The organism is Pseudomonas sp. FBCC-B545 (assembly GCF_059134095.1).
This window is the reverse complement of the sequence record NZ_CP101441.1, coordinates 5,981,691-6,001,537: the sequence shown is the minus strand read 5'-3', so window position 1 is coordinate 6,001,537 and position 19,847 is coordinate 5,981,691. Positions and strand designations below refer to the sequence as shown.

Here is a 19,847-nt window from a genome sequence, read left to right as displayed (position 1 = left end):
CTGCCGATGGATATCTCCGGGTTCTGGAGCCGCTTATGAGTCTGTTCAAGTCCTTGCCCTTGGCTGTGTTAGTGGCCGGTAGCAGCAGTTGGTCGCCATCCCAGGCCGCCGAAACGCCTGCGCCTGCCAGCAAGGGCGACAGCGCCAGTGGCCAGTTGGAAACCGTCACCGTGACCGCCAGGCGGCGCACCGAAAGTGCCCAGGCCGTGCCGACGCCCATGAGTGTGGTTGGCGGCCAGGCGCTGGAGACCCAGCGGGTGTACCGGATCCAGGATTTGCAGCAACTGGTGCCCAGCGTCAACGTCGCTTATATGCATGCGCGTCAGTCCAGCGTGTCGATCCGCGGCCTGGGCAACAACCCGGCCAGCGATGGCCTGGAAGGCAGCGTGGGGCTGTATATCGACAACGTCTACCTCGGGCGCCCGGGCATGGCGGTGTTCGACCTGATGGACATCGAGCAGCTTGAAGTCCTGCGCGGCCCGCAGGGCACCTTGTTCGGCAAGAACACCACCGCCGGGGTGATCAATATCAGCACCCGCGCACCGAGCTTTATCCCCGAACGCAGCATTGAAACTTCCTTGGGCGAGGACGGTTATTTCCAGACCAAGGGCACGATTTCAGGCCCACTCAGCGATGACCTGGCGGGGCGTTTCTCGGCCTATCGCACGCGCAGCGACGGCGATATCAAGAACGAACACGACGGCCATGACCTGAATGGCGGCTCGCGCCAGGGCTTTCGCGGGCAATTGCTGTACAAGCCCAACGAGGCCTTCAACCTGCGCTGGATCGGTGACTACAACGAAGAAGATTCCAGCGCCGGCACCCGCGTGTTGTACAACACCGGGCCGACCATCAATGGCTCCAACCTGTATCAAGCCCGGGCCAATGCGGCGGGGGCTGCCCTGGTGGATGGCACCCATCGCAAGGTCAACCTGGACAACGACCAGCACGTCACCGTGTTCCAGGGTGGCACCTCGCTGGAAGCCAACTGGACGCTGCCGAGTGACTTCACGCTGACCTCGGTGAGTGCCTACCGCTGGTGGAATTTCACCCCGCGCAATGATGATGGCCTCAACGTACCGGCGTCATACAACGCCGGGGTGTCGGTGGAAGATAAGCAGTGGTCCCAGGAATTTCGCCTGGCATCGCCTACGGGGGGCTTCTTTGATTACGTGCTCGGCGCCTACTACTTCGGCTCCGACCTGGATAACAAGTCCTTCGCCTATTACGGACCCAAGGCCGACATCTGGAATGGCACGCCAACTGGCGCGTTGAACAATGTCAGCAGCATCGGCAACGGGCATATCCGCACCGACAGTTTTGCGCTGTTCGCCCAAGGCACCTGGCACCTGACCGAGCAGCTGGATTTCACCGCTGGCCTGCGCGGCACCTATGAGGAAAAAAGCGCCTGGGTCACGCGCAATGCCCCGGTGGGCGGCGCCGCCGTGACCGGCGGTGCGGCCACGGCGCGGCGGGGGCGTACCGGGGCCTATGACTCCGGCGACCTGACTCAGTACAGCACCACCCCGTCGGGGCTGCTGAACCTCAGTTATCACTTCAATGAAAGCTTGCTGGGCTACGCAACGCTGTCCCATGGTGAGAAGTCCGGCGGGGTCAACCTGGCGGTGGGGTCTGCCCCGACGGCCGGGGCCGACTCGCTGCTGATCGGCACCGAGCGCGCCAACAATGCCGAGCTGGGTTTCAAGAGCACCTTGTGGGACCGCCGTCTGCAACTCAACGCCAACCTGTTCTGGACCCAGGTCAACGGCTACCAGACCAACGCCTACGATCAGGACAACCGCGTGCAGTACCTGACCAACGCCGGCTCTGTACGCTCGCGGGGCGTGGAAGTGGAAAGCACCCTGGTGCCGATCAAGGGCCTGACCCTGAATATCAACGGCTCGTTCAATGACGTGAGTTACCTGTCATACAAGGATGCGCCATGCCCGCCGGAAGTCAGCCTGCGCCCGGGTGCGCCGGCGTCCTGCGACTTGAGCGGCCATCAGGTGGTGGGGGCGTCAAAGTGGATCGCCAATGCCAACGGCGAGTACAAGTGGAACCTGGCCAACGGCTTCGAACCCTACGTCACTGCCAGCTATGCGTTCCGCTCCAAAGCGGTGGGTACGGTGGAAGATTCCGACTACGGGCAGATCCCGGCCTATGCGGTGGTCAACTTATCAACCGGCCTGCGCGGCAACTATGACCAAGGGCAGTGGGATGTGTCGCTGTGGCTGAAAAACGCCTTCGACAAGACCTACTACACCACGCTGTGGACCGGCGGTAACGGCGGCTATGAAGGTTTGCTGGGCACGCCGCGCACCCTAGGCGTGACTGGGCGCTACGACTTCTAGGTCAGTGCGATAGGTGGCCGGGCTGAACACCCGTGTCACCAGCAGCATCGCCACCACCGTCACGGTCAACACCACCCAGGCGCTGATAAACGTGCCGGTGAGTTCGCGCAGCCAACCGGTCAGCCATGGCGAAATCGCATTGATCAAAAAGCCCACGCCTTGCACGAACGCCGCCAGTTGCCCGGCTTGGCGAGGGTCGCGATGGTGGTCGAGGGTCAGCAGCAGGCTCAGGGCAAAACACGCACCCAGGCCAAAGCCGATCAGCGCCACCCACAAATGCGGGAATTGCTGCGGCGCCATCAGCAGGCCGAGGTAGCCGACAGTTTGCGCCAGCAGGCTGATGCCCAGCAGTGGGCGCCGGTCGATGCCGCGTTGCGCCAGCACCGGCATCAGCAGTGCGGCAATTACCTGGAAGATGGTCATGAAGGCCAGCAACGAACCGCTTGGCAGCACACCCCAGCCCAGTTGCTGATAGTAGGCGGGCAGCCACGCCACCATGCTCATGTAGCCGCAGTTAACCAGGCCGAAATACAGCGCCAGCAGCCAGGCGCGACGGTTGCGCAAGCCCTCGAACGCGGGCGCCTGCTGCAGATTTCTGGCGGCGCCCAGCGGCAGCCAGGCCCACAACAGCAACGCCCCCAGCGCCGGTAGGAGCCACACGCCAAGGCCTGCCTGCCATTGCTGGAAATGCGTGGCCACCACCGGGCTGAGCAGCGCCGCCAGCCCACCGCCGGCCATCAGCGAGGCCGAATACACGCCCATCGCCACCGGCACGCGGTGATGGAATTCGCGCTTGATCATGGCCGGCACCAACGCCTGGATCAGTGCCACCCCCGCGCCGCCGAGCAAGGCGGTGACCAGCAGCGCCGACGCCTGGCCCATCAGCCAGCGCGCCAGGCACGCCAGCAGAATCATCATCAAGCCCAGGGCGATGCCGCGACGTTCGCCCAAGCGGGCTTCCACGCGCACGCCCACCAATGCCACCAGGCCCATGCATATCACCGGCAGGCTGGTGAGCAGGGCGCTGCTCTGGAAGCTCAAGCCGGTGGCCTGGCGAATCTCGCCGAGCAAGGGGCTGAGGGAACTGAGGATGGGGCGCAGGTTCAAGCCGAGCACCACCAGCAGGCCCCAGCCAGCGAGGGATTTATTCAGGGTCATGCAAGGTTTTCCACTGGTGATACAGCGCGGTCATGCTGGCGTCGGGCAGGTGCTGAATGGGCAGGCGTTGCGACTCAATGGGCAGGCCGACCTGTTGGCTGATAGCCGCAGTGGACAGGCCGAACGGTTCGGCCATGGCGTTGCTGGCGGCAAACACCACGCGCTCCACGCCGCACAGGTACATGGCGCTCAGGCACATTGGGCAAGGCTGACCGCTGGCGTAGATCACGCAGCCGTCCAGGCGTGCGCCGAGTTGCCGGCTGGCGGTGCGGATCGCCAGCAGTTCGGCGTGGGCGGTGGGGTCTTGGGTCAGGTGGATCTCATTCACGGCTTCTACCAACACCTTACCGTGGCGCGTGAGCACCGCGCCGAAGGGCCGGCCGCCCTGGGCAACATTGGCGCGGGCCAGAGCAATGGCGCGTTGCAGGTGTGATTGATCGTTGGTCATGCAAGCCCCCCGAGTTTGCTGAAAAGTGAAGTATGGTCAGCCGACGGGGTATGCTGAAATTAAATATAAACATGCCAATCAGTGGCAAACGTAATGGTGATGCCTGTGTTCGATCCCGTGTTGTTGCGCAGCTTTGTCGCCGTGGTGGACTGCGGCAATTTCACCCGCGCCGCCGAGCGCCTGCATTTGACCCAGTCCACCGTCAGCCAGCAGATCCGCCGCCTGGAAGACGCGGTGGCGTGCCAGTTGCTGGACCGCGACCAGCGCCACGTGGTGGCCACCGCCGAGGGCGAGCGCTTGCTCGCGTATGCGCGCCGTATCCTGGCACTGCACGAAGAAGCTGCCGACGTGTTGATCAACCAGCAGAGCGACGGTGTGCTGCGCCTCGGTGTGCCGGAGGATTTTGCCGCCGAGCGCCTGATGCCGCTACTCTCGGCGTTTGTCGTGGCCTATCCACGGGTGCGATTGGAGGTCACCAGTGGCCTCGGCCCGGAATTGCAGCGCCAGTACCGGGGTGGGGAGTTCGATGTGTTGTTGGTCAAGCAGATGGGCGACAGCGACGACTGTGTGGCGTCGTGGCCGGAACCCTTGTATTGGGTCGACAGCCTGAGCACCCCGGCGCTGGGCCGCGACCCACTGCCGCTGGTGGCCTTTCCAGTGGGCGGCCTATACCGCAATGACATGCTCCATCATCTCGAGCGCTGCGGTTGGCGCTGGCGTATCGGCTACTCCAGCGCCAGTCTGGCCAGCGTGTGTTCGGCGGTGGCGGCAGGCCTGGGCATCAGCCTGTTGCCGGAGCGGGTGCTGCAACCCGGCCATCGCATCCTCGGCGCCGAGAGTAGCTTGCCCGCCGTTCACGGTGTGCGGCTGGCGCTGTATGGCCGCAGTGGCCTGGGTGCGGCGGGGCAAACGTTGTTGACTCAATTGCTGGCGTTGTGTGCTGGAAACCCGCACTGAACCATACCTTTGCTGAATATTTTGCATGCCTTCAAAGCATTGGAAAACAATGGCTTGGCGCCAGGCCACGGCGCGCGTGGGTTCGGCGTTGAAAGGTGTTTCGTTTATTCAATTTAGATCTATGTATAACTTTAAAGATTACTTTCAGAGATAAGCGTCTGGCGTCGATGATTCAGCCCTCGACGGCCGCTCCTGCAGGTCCGTCGGTTGTTCAAAACCGTAGGGAGTGAATCAATGGGCAATGTCCAGACCGCCGCCAGTGCACACGAGGCGCAATGGCGCCAGGCACCGAGTGGTGAGTTGGTCGACCTTGGCCGACCGCACCGCGCGCCGTTGGGGCAATTGCGCCTGCAGAAGACACCGAAGCGTTTCTCGAGCCGTCGTGAAGGGCTTTTGCTCGGGTTACTGGTGTTGGCGCTGCACGGCGCGGTGATCTATTGGGTGAGCCAGAAACCTACCCCGGTGCTGCCGATTGTGCCGCCGGAAATTCCGCCGATGACCATTGAGTTTTCCCAGCTGGCGCCGCCGGTGGTTGAGCCGCCACCGCCCGTACCACCACCCCCGCCGCCACCCGTGGTCGAGCCACCGCCGCCGGTCGTGGATGAATTGGCGGCCAAACCGGCGCCGCCCAAACCGGTTCCAAAACCCAAGCCCAAGCCGGTGCCTAAACCAGAGCCCAAGCCGCTACCCAAGGTCGTCGAACAGCCACCTGCACCGCCTACGCCAGCGCCACCTGCTGCGCCCGTACCAGCGGCACCAGCCCCGGTAACGCCCGCGTCGGCCAACGCCGCGTACCTGAAGAACCCGGCGCCGGAGTACCCGTCACTGGCTCAGCGGCGCGGCTGGGAAGGCACGGTGTTGTTGCGGGTGCATGTGTTGGCCAGTGGCAAGCCGGGTGAGATCCAGGTGCAGAAAAGCAGTGGTCGCCAGCAACTGGATGACGCCGCATTGGCGGCCGTGAAGCGCTGGAGTTTCGTGCCGGCCAAGCAGGGCGATGTGGCCCAGGACGGCTGGGTCAGCGTACCGATCGATTTCAAGATTCATTAATTATTCGGCTGCGGTGTGCATGCGCCGCGACCTGCACAGAGGGAAAACATCATGGCATTAGCATCTCCACTTGAATCCATCGAAAGCGCGGTGATCTGGCTGCTGGTGGCCTTTTCGGTTGCCACCTGGGGTTTGGCCTTATTGAAGGGTGTGCAGTTCGGTCGCCTCAAGGCCCAGGATCGCAAGTTCCACAAACAGTTCTGGGCGGCGTCGAGCCTCGACTCGGCCGCTGAACTGGCCGAGACCCAACCGGGTGCGGCCGCTCGCGTAGCCCAGGCCGGTTATGCCGCCATCCAGGTGGGCGACTCCACCCACGCTGCGGATTTAAGCCAGGCGATCAACCATCAGGACCGCCTTGAACGCGCGCTGCGCCAGCAAATCGTACGTGAACGTCGCTCCCTGGAAACCGGTCTGGCGGTGGTCGCCAGTATCGGCAGCACCTCGCCGTTTATCGGCCTGTTCGGCACCGTATGGGGGATCATGGAAGCCCTGAAGGGCATCAGCGCTGCCGGGTCCGCCAGCCTGGAAACAGTGGCGGGCCCTATAGGCGCCGCGCTGGTGGCGACCGGCGTGGGGATCGCCGTCGCCGTGCCTGCGGTGCTGGTCTACAACTATTTCCTGCGCCGCCTGAAGCTGACGGCGGCAGACCTGGATGACTTTGCCCACGACTTCTACAGCCTGGCGCAGAAGCACTCGTTCCGCGTGCTGCTGCATCCGGCATTGACCAAGGCCAGCGCCGCCAGCCCGCAGAAAGTCAAGGAGGCGTCCTGAGATGGCCTTCTCCACGCAAGACAGTGATGAGGTGCTGAGCGAGATCAACGTCACGCCGCTGGTGGACGTGATGCTGGTGCTGCTGGTGGTGTTTATCGTCACCGCGCCGCTGTTGACCAATTCGATCCCGATCAACCTGCCCAAGACCCAGGCCGTGGCGCCGGTGGAGCAGAAAGACCCGCTGGTGGTGAGCATCGACGGCGCCGGCAAACTGTTTATCAACAAGGACGAAATCCAGCCGAACCTGCTGGAATTCAACCTGCAGGCGGCCAAGGCCAAGGACCCCGATGTGCGCGTGCAATTGCAGGCTGACGATGGGGTGAACTACGGCGAAGTGGCACGCGCCATGGCATCGATTGAGCGCGCGGGGATTACCAAGCTGTCGGTGATTACCGCTCGTTAGTTTCAACCCGCCGCGACAGTTTTTTGGGCCGTTTCCTTGGCAGGGTGCGGCCTTTTTTTTGCCTGAAATTTAACCTGTGCCGCCAAATCCTAATTTCAACCTCCTAAAGAGTTGAGTTTTTGGTTATTAATAAATAGCTTCTTATTCCTTAACGAATATATCCCCCGTCCCTATACTGACCAGCAACGTTAAACGCTGCAGGAGGGCACACCCATGCACAGCGAGTCGATTCGTTACCTGATCGTGCCGGGCTGGCAAGGATCGCCAGAGGATCATTGGCAAACCCATTGGCAGCACAGCCTGCCCAATAGCGCCCGCGTGGAGCAGGCTGATTGGCTGACGCCGCGCCGCGAGGACTGGGTAGCCGCACTGGCCGAGGCGATTGCCGCCGACAGCACGCCGGTGATTCTGATCGCCCATAGCCTGGGTTGCATCACCGTCGCGCACTGGGCGGCTACTGCGCCGGTGCATTGCCTGGGTCAAGTGCGCGGCGCGTTGCTGGTGGCGCCGGCGGATGTCGAACGCCCGGCCTGTGCTCCCGCTTTGCGTAACTTTGCGCCAATTCCCACCGACCTGCTGCCGTTTCCCAGCCAGGTGGTCAGCTCCGACAATGACAGCGCCGTCAGCGCCCCCCGGGCCCTGGAGCTGGCGCGCCAGTGGGGCGCCGAGGCCGGCATTTTGTCCGGCGCCGGGCATATCAATGTGAAATCCGGCCACCGTCGATGGGAGCAAGGTTTCGCTTATCTCTATCGCCTGCAAAACCGCCTCGAGCATCATGCTCGGCGCAGTGCCTGATATTTTTTCAACGCCCCGTCCCTGAGTGGATTGGGGGCGGGAGCCTGCCATGAGTCAAGAAACCTTCGGCCAGCCGCTGCTGACCTTTCCCGACGCCGAAAAAAGCCCGCTGAGCATCCGCGCCAAGGCGCTGGTATTTGTCGACCCACGCTCACGTCAATTGCGTGAAGAGCTGGAAAGCCTCGCCCCGCGTGCCTTGCCCGTGTTGATTCGCGGTGAAACCGGTAGCGGTAAGGAGCTGCTGGCGCGACACATCCACCGTGGCAGTGATCGCACCGGCTTGTTTGTCTCGGTCAATTGCGGCGCGATCAGCCCGACTTACGCCGACGCCGAATTGTTCGGCTACACCGCCGGTAGCTACAGTGGTGCCGCCAGCAGCCGCGCTGGCTGGTTCGGCTCGGCCAATGGCGGCACCTTGTACCTGGATGAGATTGGCGACTTGCCGCTGCCGATCCAGGTGAAATTGCTCGCGGCCCTGGAAAACCACGAAGTCACCCGCGTCGGCGCCCATCAGCCAAGCCCGGTGGATGTACGCCTGGTGGCTGCCACCAGCATCGACCTGGCCCAGGCGGTGGCGGTGGGTAAATTTCATGAGCGCCTGTTTCATTACTTGAGCGAAGGCCAGTTGGAGCTGCCGGCGTTGCGTGAGCGGGTAGGGGATATTTTGTCCCTGGCCGAATATTTCCTTGGTATCTACAGCCAGCGCCTGGACCTGCCGGTGCCACTGATCAGCGATGCCGCCCAACGTGTGCTGGAACACCACGCGTGGCCGGGCAATACCCGTGAACTGGAAAACGTCATTCACTTTGCCTTGCTGGTGAGCAGCGGTGATGAAATCCTGCCCGAGCATTTGAACTTGCCGGTGACGGGTTCACCGCTGGAGCAGGTGCGGCGGATCTATGCCAGTGCCAGCCCAGCCGAGCAGGCATTACTGCGTAAATTCCTACATGAACAAAATGGAATATCAACGTGAATAAAAGATATTGTTCGGGAATAAAAAATCTAGGTATTGTCCCTCCCACGCCGCGATAGCACTTCGCTGGCACCCCACATAAAAACGGTCGTTATAAAAGGACACTGCATGAAAAAGGTTCTGTTGTTTACCGCACTGGCGGCTGCCCTGACTGCCGGCTTCGCCCAGGCCAACGAGAAACTGGTGGTGGCCGCCACGCCGATCCCCCATGCGGAGATCCTCGAGCTGATCAAGCCGACCCTGGCCAAAGAAGGCGTGGACCTGGAAATCAAAGTCTTTACCGACTACGTACAGCCCAATACGCAGGTTGCCGAAAAACGCCTGGATGCCAACTACTTCCAGACCCTGCCGTACCTGGAAAACTTCAACAAGGGCAAAGGCACCAACCTGGTCACCGTAGTCGGTGTGCATGTTGAACCCATCGGTGGTTACTCGAAAAAGATCAAGAAAATTGAAGATCTGAAAGACGGCGCCACCGTTGCCATCCCCAACGAAGGCTCCAACAGTGGCCGTGCCCTGCTGCTGCTGCAAAAGAACGGTCTGATTACGCTCAAAGACCCGACCAACGCCTTGTCCACGCCAAAAGACATCAAGGAAAACCCCAAGCACCTGAAATTCAAGGAGCTGGAGTCGGCCTTGCTGCCACGGGTGCTCGACCAGGTTGACCTGGATGTGATCAACACCAACTACGCCCTGGAAGCGGGCCTGAACCCGGCCAAGGACGCGTTGATCATCGAAGACGCCAAGTCGCCGTACGTGAACTTCCTGGTGGCGCGTCCGGACAACAAGGACAGCGATGCAATCCAGAAACTGTCCAAGGCCCTGACCAGCCCGGAAGTCAAAGCCTTCATCGAGAAGAAGTACAACGGCGCAGTGGTGCCGGCGTTCTGATGTAGCTCAAAACCCCCTTCAAGGTTTGAACGCCGACGGCTACTACAGCGTCGGCGTTTTTTTATGTCTGAACCTTGGAATGCGGTTAAAGGTGAGGCTTGCTCCCGATAGCAGTGGTTCGGTCAGTGCATCTGTGACTGACATACCGCTATTGGGAGCAAGCCCCCTCCCACATTTGATCTCCATCTCATATTTGATCTTCAGTGTGTCAGAGCGTGCGGCTCTCAATCGCACGGCGCAACGCCACCAACCATTTCACCAGATCCTGCGGATCAATCGGTTTTGCTTCGTTCATCGTTCATTCCCTCGAAACACAGACCCCTGCAACCATAGTTCGCACCCGAACTCCGGGGTTATCTTTTTGGGTGATATCCATATGCTATTTAGGTATTTAAATTTTACTTTTTATAGCTTTAAAGTTCGCGCTACCCGACGTTATCCCTGTCGGAACGGACTGCGCTCGCTGCATTACCCCTGCGGCGTCATGGACTCACGATGACCTTCGATTTCGCTTTTATCCTCAGCACCCTGCCTGCCTTCCTGCAAGCCGTGGGCGTGACGCTGCAAGTGGGCCTGATCGCCATTGGCACCTCGTTGCTGGTAGCGCTGATCAACGCGGCGCTGCTGGTGTTTCGCACGCCATACCTGTCGCGCCTGGTGGCGTTGTATGTGGAGCTGGCGCGTAATACGCCGCTGCTGATCCAGCTGTTCTTCGTGTACTTCGCGTTGCCGGCCCTGGGCGTGAATATCTCCGGGTTCTGGGCGGCGATCATCACCATGACCTTTCTTGGCGGTGCCTACCTCACCGAAGTGCTGCGCGCCGGGGTGGAAGCGGTGCCGCTGGCGCAGATCGAGTCGGGCAAGTCCATTGGCCTGTCCGATTGGCAGCTGCTGCGCCACGTGATCCTGCCCCAGGCCGGCATTCTCAGCCTGCCGGCGTTGTTCGCCAACTTCATCTTCCTGCTCAAGGAGACCACTGTAGTTTCCGCCGTGGCGGTGCCGGAGATTCTCTACACCACCAAGAGCTATATCGCCCTCTACTACAAGACCTACGAAATGCTCGCCGTGCTGACGCTGATCTGCGTACTGCTGTTTTTGCCGCTGTCGCTGCTGCTCAGCCGTCTGGAAAGGAGGCTCCAGCATGGCCAGTTCGGGTCTTGAGTTGTTGTGGGTGTCGTTGCCGCAACTGGGCAAGGGCGCGGCGCAAACCCTGTCGATTTCGTTGCTGAGCATCGCGTTCAGCACGCTGGGCGGCGTGTTGTACGGCGTGCTGCGCACCTTGGGTAACCGCTTGGTCAATCTGGTGCTGCGGGTCTACCTGGAGCTGTTCCGCGCGATTCCGGTATTGGTGTGGTTGTACCTGTTGTTTTTTGGCCTGCCGATTTTCTTTGGCCTGAGCATCCCCAGCTTCTGGTGTGCGGTGCTGGTGCTGTCGTTGTGGGGTGCCAGCGAGGTGGGTGAAGTGGTACGTGGCGCGTTGCATTCGCTGCCCCGTGGCCAGCGCGAGGCGGGCTTGTCGATTGGCCTGTCCGACCCGCAGTTGTACGGCTATGTGCTGCTGCCCCAGGCCCTCAAGCGCATGACCCCGCCGACCATCAACGTCTACACGCGCATCATCAAGACCAGCTCCCTGGCGGTGCTGATCGGCGTGGTGGATGTGATCAAGGTCGGCCAGCAAATCATCGAGCGCACCTACGAATCGGTTCTGATCTACGGCGCGCTGTTCCTGTTTTTCTTCTTTATCTGCTACCCGTTGTCGGCCGCCTCCAAGGTGCTGGAACGGCGCTGGGCCCAAGCATGAGCGCATTGATCAAGTTCCAGGGTTTCAACAAATTCTTCGGCGAACAGCAGGTGCTCAAGGGCATCGACCTGAGTGTGCAAAGCGGCGAAGTGGTGGTGATCCTCGGCCCCAGCGGCTGTGGCAAAAGCACCTTGCTGCGTTGTCTCAACGGGCTGGAAGTCGCACACAGCGGCAGCCTGCGTTTCGCCGGCAACGAGCTTTTGCACAAAAGCACCGATTGGCGACAGGTGCGCCAGGACATCGGCATGGTGTTCCAGAGCTACCACTTGTTCCCGCACATGAGTGTGCTCGACAACATCCTGCTCGGCCCGTTGAAGGTGCAAAAGCGCGACCCCCGCGAGGCCCGTGAGCAGGCGCAGAAACTGCTGGAGCGCGTAGGCCTGGCCGACAAGCGCGACGCCTTCCCGCGCCAGCTCTCTGGCGGCCAGCAGCAGCGCATCGCCATTGTTCGCTCGTTGTGCATGAACCCGCAGGTCATGTTGTTTGACGAAGTCACTGCGGCCCTCGACCCGGAGATGGTCAAGGAAGTGCTGGAAGTGATCCAGGACCTGGCCCGCGATGGCATGACCCTGCTGATCGTCACCCATGAAATGGCCTTCGCCCGCGCCGTCGCCGACCGCGTGGTGTTCATGGAGGCCGGCCGTATCCTCGAACTCAACACCCCCGAGGCATTCTTTACGAACCCGCAGACCGCACGCGCGCAGCAGTTCCCGGAGAAGTTCTCCTTTGTTTCAACACTGCCCAAGAAGATCAAGGAACTGGAGCTGATATGAAAAAGTTACTGCTGCCGCTGTTTGCCGTCGCCTTACTGGCCGGCTGCGATAAAAAGGCCGAAGAGCCTGTCAAACCTGTTGCTGCTGCGAGCTATATCGACAAGATCAAGGCACGGGACAAGCTGATCGTCGGCGTGTTTACCGACAAGCCACCGTTTGGCTTTGTCGATGAAGCCGGGCGCTATGTCGGCTTCGATACCGACATCGGCCGCCAATTCGCCAAGGACCTGCTGGGCGACGAAAACAAGGTTGAATTCGTCGCCGTGGAACCGGCCAGCCGCATTCCGTTCCTGCAAAGCGACAAGGTCGACTTGATCCTCGCCAACATGACCGTGACGCCTGAACGCAAGGAAGCGGTGGACTTCACCAACCCCAACCTGAAAGTCGCGGTACAGGCCCTGGTGCCCAATGACAGTTCGGTCAAAAACCTGGCTGACCTGGCGACCCGTACCACTATCGTTACTACCGGCACCACCGCCGACATCTGGCTGACCAAGAACCACCCGGACTGGAAGCTGCTCAAGTTCGAGAAAAACTCCGAGTCGTTGCAAGCTCTGTCGGCGGGGCGTGGTGATGCCTATGCACAAGACAACCTGGTGCTGTTCAGCTGGGCCAAGCAGAACCCGGGCTACCGCGTGCTGGAAGAAAAACTCGGCGATGAAGCGCCGATTGCCCCGGCGGTGAAGAAGGGCAATATCGAACTGCGCGACTGGGTGAATGCCGAGTTGGCGAAGTTGGGTGAGGAGAAGTTCCTGCTCAAGCTGTATGACCAATACGTGCGCAAAGAGCTGAGCGATGACACCAAACCTGAAAGTGTGATTGTTGAAGGCGGGAAGTGGCAGGGCTGATCTCTGGACTTTGTGTTGGCTGTCCTGGCCTCATCGGGGGCAAGCACAGCCACCGCCTACTCCGGCCAATGCCAAGCCGGCCCATCCAACATCCCCTGCCCGACGATCCGCGTCTCGCCCATCACCTTCTCCAGCACAATCGAATTACACCCCTCATCCTGCTGCAACGCCGCAATCAAGCGGCTGGCGTGGGACACCACCCACACCTGGCAATGAGCCGACGCCTGGACAATCAAGCGCGCCAACGCCGGCAGCAGATCCGGATGCAGGCTGGTCTCGGGTTCGTTCAGCACCATCATGGTCGGTGGCCGTGGCGTCAGCAGCGCGGCGATCAGCAGCAGATAGCGCAAGGTGCCATCCGACAATTCTGCCGCCGACAAGGGGCGCAGCAGGCCTTCCTGATAAAACTCAATTGCAAACCGCCCGCCCTGCAAGGGTTGGATATTCAGGCGTGCGCCCGGGAATGCATCGCTGACGGCGTGCTGCAATGCCTCGGCGTCGCCCACTTCGCGAATGGTCTGCAACGCTGCGGCCAGATCCCGACCGTCGTGATGTAACACCGGTGTGCGGGTGCCCAATTGGGGTTGGCGCACCGGCGCATCCACATCACTGCGAAAGTGATCATAAAAACGCCAGCCACGGATACTCTCGCGTAGCAGCAACACTTCCGGCGAGCCACGCAGATTGCCCACCTGATCGAACAGGCTGTGATAGTTGGGTGTGTGCTGGGCCAGTACATCCCAGGCGCGGCCGTCACGCGCCCGCACCATTGGCCCGGAACGCTGGACCAGCAGGCTGGCCGGACGGTAGAGGGGGCCGGCCCAGATACATTCCTTTTTGATTTCCGGGTCCAGTTTGAATTCGCTGCCGGGGACCGGGATGGGCAGGCCCAGGGAGATGGCGTAGCTGAAATCCTCCCCGGCAAACCCCAGGCGCAGGCGTTTGACCCCTTGGGCCGCGGTGGCCTCCACCGGCACTTCGCCGCTGCGCATACGCCGAGTGATGGTTTCCGGCCCGGCCCAGAAGGTCGAGTCCAGTCCGCCCTCACGGGCCAGAGCGTTGATGACCCCGCCTTGGGCGGTTTCGGCCAGCAGGCGCAGGGCCCGATACAGGTTGGACTTGCCGCTGCCATTGGGCCCGGTCACCAGGTTCAGCCGGTCCAGGGGCACTACCAATTTGTTGATCGAGCGGTAATTGGCCACCGCGAGGGTTTTCAGCATGTGTATTTAGCCGGCATGGGAACCATTGGAGTATGGGATCCTCCATGCAGATAAGGAACCCTGATCTAAGCTCACAGTCGCATACACACTTGCACCTCGCGTCGCGCAAAAGGAGCCTGCATGGGCGGTCGCACTTCGACATTTATTTTCAGCCTTGGCCTCCTGGCGCTATTGAGCGGCTGTGGCCAAGACAAAGCCGAGCCCAAGCAGCATTCCCGGGTGTTTGTACAAACTGTACAGTCGGCGGATTTCGCTGCGGCGGTGACACTCACCGGGGATATCCAGGCGCGGGTACAGACCGACCTGTCCTTTCGCGTGGGCGGCAAGATCATCCAGCGCATGGTGGACGTGGGCGACCGCGTAAGCGCCAAGCAAGTGCTGGCCAAGCTGGACCCCAAGGACCTGCAGACCAATGTCGATTCCGCCCAGGCCCAGGTCGTGGCCGAACAGGCGCGGGTCAAGCAGACTGCTGCCGCCTTTGTGCGCCAGGAAAAACTCTTGCCCAAGGGCTACACCAGTCGCAGCGAATACGACGCCGCCCAGGCTGCGTTGCGCAGCAGCCAAAGCGCCCTGGCCGCTGCCCAGGCGCAACTGGCCAATGCCCGCGAACAGTTGGGCTACACCGCGTTGGTCGCCGATGCGCCGGGGGTTATCACTGCGCGCCAGGCCGAAGTCGGCCAGGTGGTACAAGCCACGGTGCCGATCTTCAGCCTGGCCCGGGATGGTGAGCGTGATGCGGTGTTCAACGTCTATGAATCGCTGCTGGTGGAGCCACCATCGTATGCGCCGATCACCGTCAGCCTGCTGGATAACCCAAGCATCAAGGCCGTGGGCAAGGTCCGTGAAGTGACCCCTGCCGTGGCCGCCAATACCGGCACCCTCCAAGTGAAGATTGCCCTGCAAAGCCTGCCCAAGGGTATGGAGCTGGGGTCGGTGGTGAGTGCCACGGCCAATGGCCCGGCCAAGGCCAGCATCGAGCTGCCTTGGGCCGCGTTGACCAAAGACCTCAGCGAACCCGCCGTGTGGCTGATTGACGGCGACGGCAAGGCGCAGCTGCACAAGGTCACGGTGGCGCGCTACCTCACCGGCAAAGTGATCATTGGCGACGGTCTCAAGGGCGGGGAAAAAGTCGTGGTGGCCGGTGGTCAATTGCTGCACCCCGGCATGCAGGTCGAGATCGCCCAACCGGGAGCCCAGCCATGAAGCGCCTGACGGTTGTACTCGCTGCCAGCCTGGTGCTGGTGGCCTGCTCCAAGGAAGAAGCCCCGCCTGAACCAGTGCGCCCGGTGCTGTCCATGGAAGTGAAGGCTGAAGACCAGGAACAACTCGGCCGCTTCGCGGGCACCATCCAGGCCCGCTACGAAAGCAACCTGGGGTTCCGTGTGTCGGGCCGCATCGCGCGCCGCGCCGTGGATGTGGGCGCCGAAGTGGAGAAGGGCGCCTTGCTTGCCGTGCTCGACCCCACCGACCAGCAGAACCAATTGCGCGCCGCCCAGGGCGACCTGGCCCGCGTGCAGGCGCAGTTCATCAATGCCCAGGCCAATGCGCGCCGCCAACAAGAGCTGTTCAATCGGGGCGTGGGCGCCCAGGCCCAGCTGGACGTAGCCCAGACCGACCTGAAAACCACTCAGGCGACCCTCGACCAGGCCCGTGCTTCGGTCAACCAGGCCAAGGACCAACTCAACTACGCCGAGCTGCGCACCGACCACGCCGGCATCGTCACCGCCTGGAATGCCGAGGCCGGCCAGGTGGTCAGTGCCGGCCAGCAGGTGGTGACCCTGGCGCGCCCGGATATCAAGGAAGCGGTGATCGACCTGCCCACTGGCCTGGCCGAGCGCCTGCCGGCGGATGTGGTGTTCCTGGTTGCCGGGCAACTGGACCCCAGCGTGCATACCACCGCCGTCGTGCGCGAGATTGAACCCCAGGCCCAAAGCGCCACGCGCACTCGCCGCGCACGCCTGAGCCTGGCCGAAACACCGCCCGCGTTCCGCCTCGGCACGGCGATCAGCGTGACCCTGAGCTCTGCCATCGCTCCACGCATCGAACTGCCCCTGAGCGCCCTGCAGGAAGGCGACGGCAAGACCCGCATCTGGTTGCTCGATACCCAGAGCCAGACTGTGCAGCCCCGCGAGGTCAGCGTCCTTAGCCGCAGCGCCAACAGCGTCTTGCTCAACGGCAGCGTCAAACCCGGCGAGCGCATTGTCATCGCTGGCGTGAACAGCCTGGAGCCTGGGCAGAAAGTCAAAATCGACGAGGACAGCCCGCGATGAAAGGGAGCTTCAACTTATCCGACTGGGCCCTCAAGCATCAGTCCTTCGTCTGGTACCTGATGTTCGTCGCGCTGCTGATGGGCGTGTTTTCGTACATGAACCTGGGCCGTGAGGAAGACCCCTCGTTCACCATCAAGACCATGGTCATCCAGACCCGCTGGCCGGGTGCGACCCAGGAAGAAACGCTCAAGCAAGTCACTGACCGCATCGAGAAAAAACTCGAAGAACTGGACTCCCTCGACTACGTGAAAAGCTACACCCGGCCCGGCGAGTCCACGGTGTTCGTGTTCCTCAAGGACACCACCAGCGCCAATGCCATTCCTGACATCTGGTACCAGGTGCGCAAGAAGATCGATGACATCCGCGGCACCTTCCCCCAGGGCTTGCAGGGACCATCGTTCAACGATGAGTTTGGTGATGTATTTGGCTCGGTGTATGCCTTTACCGGTGACGGTCTGTCGATGCGCCAGTTGCGCGACTACGTGGAGCAGGTGCGCGCCGAGATCCGCTCTGTGCCGGGGCTGGGCAAGGTCGAGATGATCGGCCAGCAGGACGAAGTGATCTATCTGAATTTCTCCACGCGCAAACTTGCCGCATTGGGCATCGACCAGCGCCAGGTCGTGCAAAGCCTGCAATCGCAGAACGCCGTGACCCCGGCCGGGGTGATCGAGGCCGGGCCGGAGCGCATATCGGTGCGCACCTCAGGGCAGTTCGCCTCGGAGAAGGACCTGGCTAACGTCAACCTGCGCCTCAATGACCGTTTCTATCGGTTGGCGGATATCGCCGACATCAGCCGTGGCTACGTCGACCCGGCGCGGCCAATGTTCCGCTTCAACGGCAAGCCAGCCATCGGCTTGGCCATTGCGATGCAGAAGGGCGGCAATATCCAGTCGTTCGGCAAGGCCCTGCACCAGCGCATGGACGAGCTGACCGCCGACCTGCCGGTGGGCGTTGGTGTGCACAAGGTTTCTGATCAGGCCGAGGTGGTGGAAGAGGCCGTCGGCGGCTTTACCAGCGCGCTGTTCGAGGCGGTGATCATCGTGCTGGTGGTGAGTTTTATCAGCCTGGGCATGCGTGCCGGCCTGGTGGTGGCGTGCTCGATTCCGCTGGTGCTGGCGCTGGTGTTCGTGTTCATGGAATACAGCGGCATCACCATGCAGCGTGTGTCGCTCGGCGCGTTGATCATCGCCCTCGGCCTGTTGGTGGACGATGCGATGATCACCGTCGAGATGATGATCACGCGCCTGGAAAAAGGCGAAACCAAGGAGCAGGCGGCGACCTACGCCTACACCTCCACCGCGTTCCCGATGCTTACCGGTACCCTGGTGACCGTGGCCGGTTTTGTGCCGATTGGCCTCAACGCCAGTTCGGCGGGCGAGTACACCTTTACCCTGTTCGCGGTGATCGCCGTGGCGATGCTGGTGTCGTGGGTGGTGGCGGTGCTGTTTGCGCCGGTGATTGGCGTGCATATCCTCAGTACCAATGTGAAACCGCACAGTGCCGAGCCAGGGCGCATCGGCCGCGCCTTCAATGGCGGCATGTTGTGGGCCATGCGCAACCGTTGGTGGGCCATCGGTATCACTGTGGGCCTGTTTGCGGCCTCGGTGTTTTCCATGCAGTTTGTGCAGAACCAGTTCTTCCCGTCATCGGATCGCCCGGAAATCCTGGTTGATTTGAACCTGCCGCAAAACGCCTCGATCAACGAGACACGCAAGGCTGTCGACCGCCTTGAAGCGATCATCAAGGACGATCCGGATATCACCCGCTGGAGCACCTATATCGGCCAGGGTGCGATCCGTTTCTACCTGCCGTTGGACCAGCAGTTGGAAAACCCGTATTACGCGCAGTTGGTGATTGTCAGCAAGGGCCTGGAAGAACGTGGTGCGTTGATCGCCCGCTTGCAACAGCGCCTGCGCGATGACTTTGTCGGTATCGGTAGCTACGTGCAGCCACTGGAAATGGGCCCGCCGGTGGGGCGGCCGATCCAGTACCGCGTGTCCGGCAAAGACATCGACCAGGTGCGCAAGCATGCTATCGAACTGGCGACCTTGCTCGACCAGAACACCCACCTGGGCGAGATCATCTACGACTGGAACGAGCCGGGCAAAGTCCTGCGGGTCGACATTGCCCAGGACAAGGCGCGGCAACTGGGGCTGTCGTCGGAAGACGTGGCGCAGTTGATGAACAGCGTGGTCAGCGGCGCATCGGTGACCCAGGTGCACGACGATATCTACCTGATCAACGTGGTCGGCCGCGCCGAAGATGCCGAGCGTGGCACCCCGGAAACCTTGCAGAACCTGCAGATCGTCACGCCCAACGGCACCTCGATTCCGCTGCTGGCATTCGCCACCGTGCGTTACGAGCTGGAGCAACCGCTGGTATGGCGCCGCGACCGCAAGCCGACCATTACCATCAAGGCTGCGGTGCGCGATGAGATGCAGCCCACGGATCTGGTCAAGCAGCTGGCGCCGACCATCGAGAAATTCGGCGCTGATTTGCCGGTGGGCTACAAAGTCGCCACCGGCGGCACCGTGGAAGAAAGCGGCAAGGCCCAGGGGCCTATCGCCAAGGTGGTGCCGTTGATGCTGTTCCTGATGGCCACCTTCTTGATGATCCAATTGCACAGCGTGCAGAAGATGTTCCTGGTGGCGAGTGTCGCGCCCCTGGGGTTGATCGGCGTGGTACTGGCGTTGATTCCCACGGGCACGCCCATGGGCTTTGTGGCGATCCTTGGTATCCTGGCGCTGATCGGTATCATCATCCGTAACTCGGTGATTCTGGTCACGCAGATCCACGAATATGAAGTGGCCGGCTATACGCCGTGGGATGCGGTGGTGGAAGCCACCGAACACCGGCGCCGGCCGATCCTGCTCACGGCCGCTGCGGCGAGCCTGGGCATGATCCCCATCGCCCGCGAAGTGTTCTGGGGGCCGATGGCCTACGCGATGATCGGCGGGATTATCATTGCCACCTTGCTGACGCTGCTGTTTTTACCGGCGCTGTATGTGGCCTGGTACAAGATCCGTGAGCCAAAGCAAGAACAACAGAAAAAACACGGTTAAGAAATGTGGGAGGGGGCTTGCTCCCGATGGCGTTGGTTCAGTCAGTGCGGCTGTGCCTGGCCCACCGCCATCGGGAGCA

General features: G+C 61.7%; 18 protein-coding genes. 15 read left to right on the top strand and 3 right to left on the bottom strand.

Going from position 1 to position 19,847, the window contains the following annotated elements; genetic code table 11:
- Positions 1-35 precede the first annotated feature (35 nt).
- Positions 36-2,351 (top strand): TonB-dependent receptor, encoded by a 2,316-nt coding sequence (locus NMB39_RS27590; protein ID WP_494339805.1) that lies wholly within the window; start codon positions 36-38, stop codon positions 2,349-2,351.
- On the opposite strand, the gene NMB39_RS27585 is transcribed toward NMB39_RS27590, so the two are convergent.
- On the bottom strand, positions 2,322-3,509 hold the full coding sequence (locus tag NMB39_RS27585) for a CynX/NimT family MFS transporter (protein ID WP_494339806.1): 1,188 nt from the start codon (positions 3,507-3,509) through the stop codon (positions 2,322-2,324). The genes NMB39_RS27590 and NMB39_RS27585 overlap by 30 nt on opposite strands.
- Positions 3,496-3,957: a nucleoside deaminase gene (locus NMB39_RS27580; RefSeq protein ID WP_198719591.1), complete on the bottom strand. Its 462-nt coding sequence runs from the start codon at positions 3,955-3,957 to the stop codon at positions 3,496-3,498. Before NMB39_RS27580 ends, NMB39_RS27585 begins: the two co-directional genes overlap by 14 nt.
- A gap of 105 nt (positions 3,958-4,062) precedes the next feature.
- Here NMB39_RS27580 and NMB39_RS27575 point away from each other — a divergent pair, with 105 nt between their 5' ends.
- The 11 genes from NMB39_RS27575 (at position 4,063) to NMB39_RS27525 (ending at position 13,216) form a co-directional block, all read left to right on the top strand.
- Positions 4,063-4,914: a LysR family transcriptional regulator gene (locus NMB39_RS27575; protein WP_494339807.1), complete on the top strand. Its 852-nt coding sequence runs from the start codon at positions 4,063-4,065 to the stop codon at positions 4,912-4,914.
- 234 nt (positions 4,915-5,148) lie between these two features.
- A complete protein-coding gene (locus NMB39_RS27570) occupies positions 5,149-5,961 on the top strand; it encodes an energy transducer TonB (protein ID WP_494339808.1) in 813 nt (270 codons plus the stop codon).
- A gap of 48 nt (positions 5,962-6,009) precedes the next feature.
- Positions 6,010-6,732, top strand: coding sequence for a MotA/TolQ/ExbB proton channel family protein (locus NMB39_RS27565; RefSeq protein WP_124356358.1), 723 nt, complete (start codon positions 6,010-6,012; stop codon positions 6,730-6,732).
- 1 nt (position 6,733) lies between these two features.
- Positions 6,734-7,135, top strand: a complete 402-nt coding sequence (locus tag NMB39_RS27560; protein ID WP_198720265.1) for an ExbD/TolR family protein — start codon at positions 6,734-6,736, stop codon at positions 7,133-7,135.
- 213 nt (positions 7,136-7,348) lie between these two features.
- Positions 7,349-7,930, top strand: a complete 582-nt coding sequence (locus NMB39_RS27555; protein ID WP_057024790.1) for an alpha/beta hydrolase — start codon at positions 7,349-7,351, stop codon at positions 7,928-7,930.
- 49 nt (positions 7,931-7,979) lie between these two features.
- A complete protein-coding gene (locus tag NMB39_RS27550) occupies positions 7,980-8,903 on the top strand; it encodes a sigma 54-interacting transcriptional regulator (protein WP_198720266.1) in 924 nt (307 codons plus the stop codon).
- Positions 8,904-9,011: 108 nt separating this feature from the next.
- Positions 9,012-9,794: a MetQ/NlpA family ABC transporter substrate-binding protein gene (locus NMB39_RS27545; protein ID WP_043050835.1), complete on the top strand. Its 783-nt coding sequence runs from the start codon at positions 9,012-9,014 to the stop codon at positions 9,792-9,794.
- A 495-nt stretch (positions 9,795-10,289) separates the two neighbouring features.
- A complete protein-coding gene (locus NMB39_RS27540) occupies positions 10,290-10,955 on the top strand; it encodes an amino acid ABC transporter permease (protein ID WP_046070392.1) in 666 nt (221 codons plus the stop codon).
- Positions 10,936-11,595 (top strand): amino acid ABC transporter permease, encoded by a 660-nt coding sequence (locus tag NMB39_RS27535; protein ID WP_124398958.1) that lies wholly within the window; start codon positions 10,936-10,938, stop codon positions 11,593-11,595. The genes NMB39_RS27540 and NMB39_RS27535 overlap by 20 nt, the downstream gene beginning before the upstream one ends.
- Positions 11,592-12,368 (top strand): amino acid ABC transporter ATP-binding protein, encoded by a 777-nt coding sequence (locus NMB39_RS27530; RefSeq protein WP_494339809.1) that lies wholly within the window; start codon positions 11,592-11,594, stop codon positions 12,366-12,368. The genes NMB39_RS27535 and NMB39_RS27530 overlap by 4 nt, the downstream gene beginning before the upstream one ends.
- Positions 12,365-13,216, top strand: a complete 852-nt coding sequence (locus tag NMB39_RS27525; RefSeq protein ID WP_494339810.1) for a transporter substrate-binding domain-containing protein — start codon at positions 12,365-12,367, stop codon at positions 13,214-13,216. Before NMB39_RS27530 ends, NMB39_RS27525 begins: the two co-directional genes overlap by 4 nt.
- A gap of 56 nt (positions 13,217-13,272) precedes the next feature.
- Here NMB39_RS27525 and NMB39_RS27520 read toward each other — a convergent pair whose 3' ends face one another.
- The gene (locus tag NMB39_RS27520) at positions 13,273-14,436 is read right to left on the bottom strand and encodes an AAA family ATPase (RefSeq protein WP_198720268.1); all 1,164 of its coding nucleotides are present in this window, start codon (positions 14,434-14,436) and stop codon (positions 13,273-13,275) included.
- Between the two features lie 120 nt (positions 14,437-14,556).
- Between NMB39_RS27520 and NMB39_RS27515 the strand changes: the two genes are divergently transcribed.
- The 3 genes from NMB39_RS27515 to NMB39_RS27505 are packed head-to-tail and all read left to right on the top strand — an operon-like array spanning position 14,557 to position 19,768.
- Positions 14,557-15,639, top strand: a complete 1,083-nt coding sequence (locus NMB39_RS27515; protein ID WP_494339811.1) for an efflux RND transporter periplasmic adaptor subunit — start codon at positions 14,557-14,559, stop codon at positions 15,637-15,639.
- On the top strand, positions 15,636-16,706 hold the full coding sequence (locus tag NMB39_RS27510) for an efflux RND transporter periplasmic adaptor subunit (protein ID WP_057024782.1): 1,071 nt from the start codon (positions 15,636-15,638) through the stop codon (positions 16,704-16,706). The genes NMB39_RS27515 and NMB39_RS27510 overlap by 4 nt, the downstream gene beginning before the upstream one ends.
- Entirely contained in the window at positions 16,703-19,768 is a 3,066-nt protein-coding gene (locus NMB39_RS27505) for an efflux RND transporter permease subunit (protein WP_494339812.1), read from the top strand. The genes NMB39_RS27510 and NMB39_RS27505 overlap by 4 nt, the downstream gene beginning before the upstream one ends.
- The last annotated feature ends 79 nt before the right edge of the window (positions 19,769-19,847 follow it).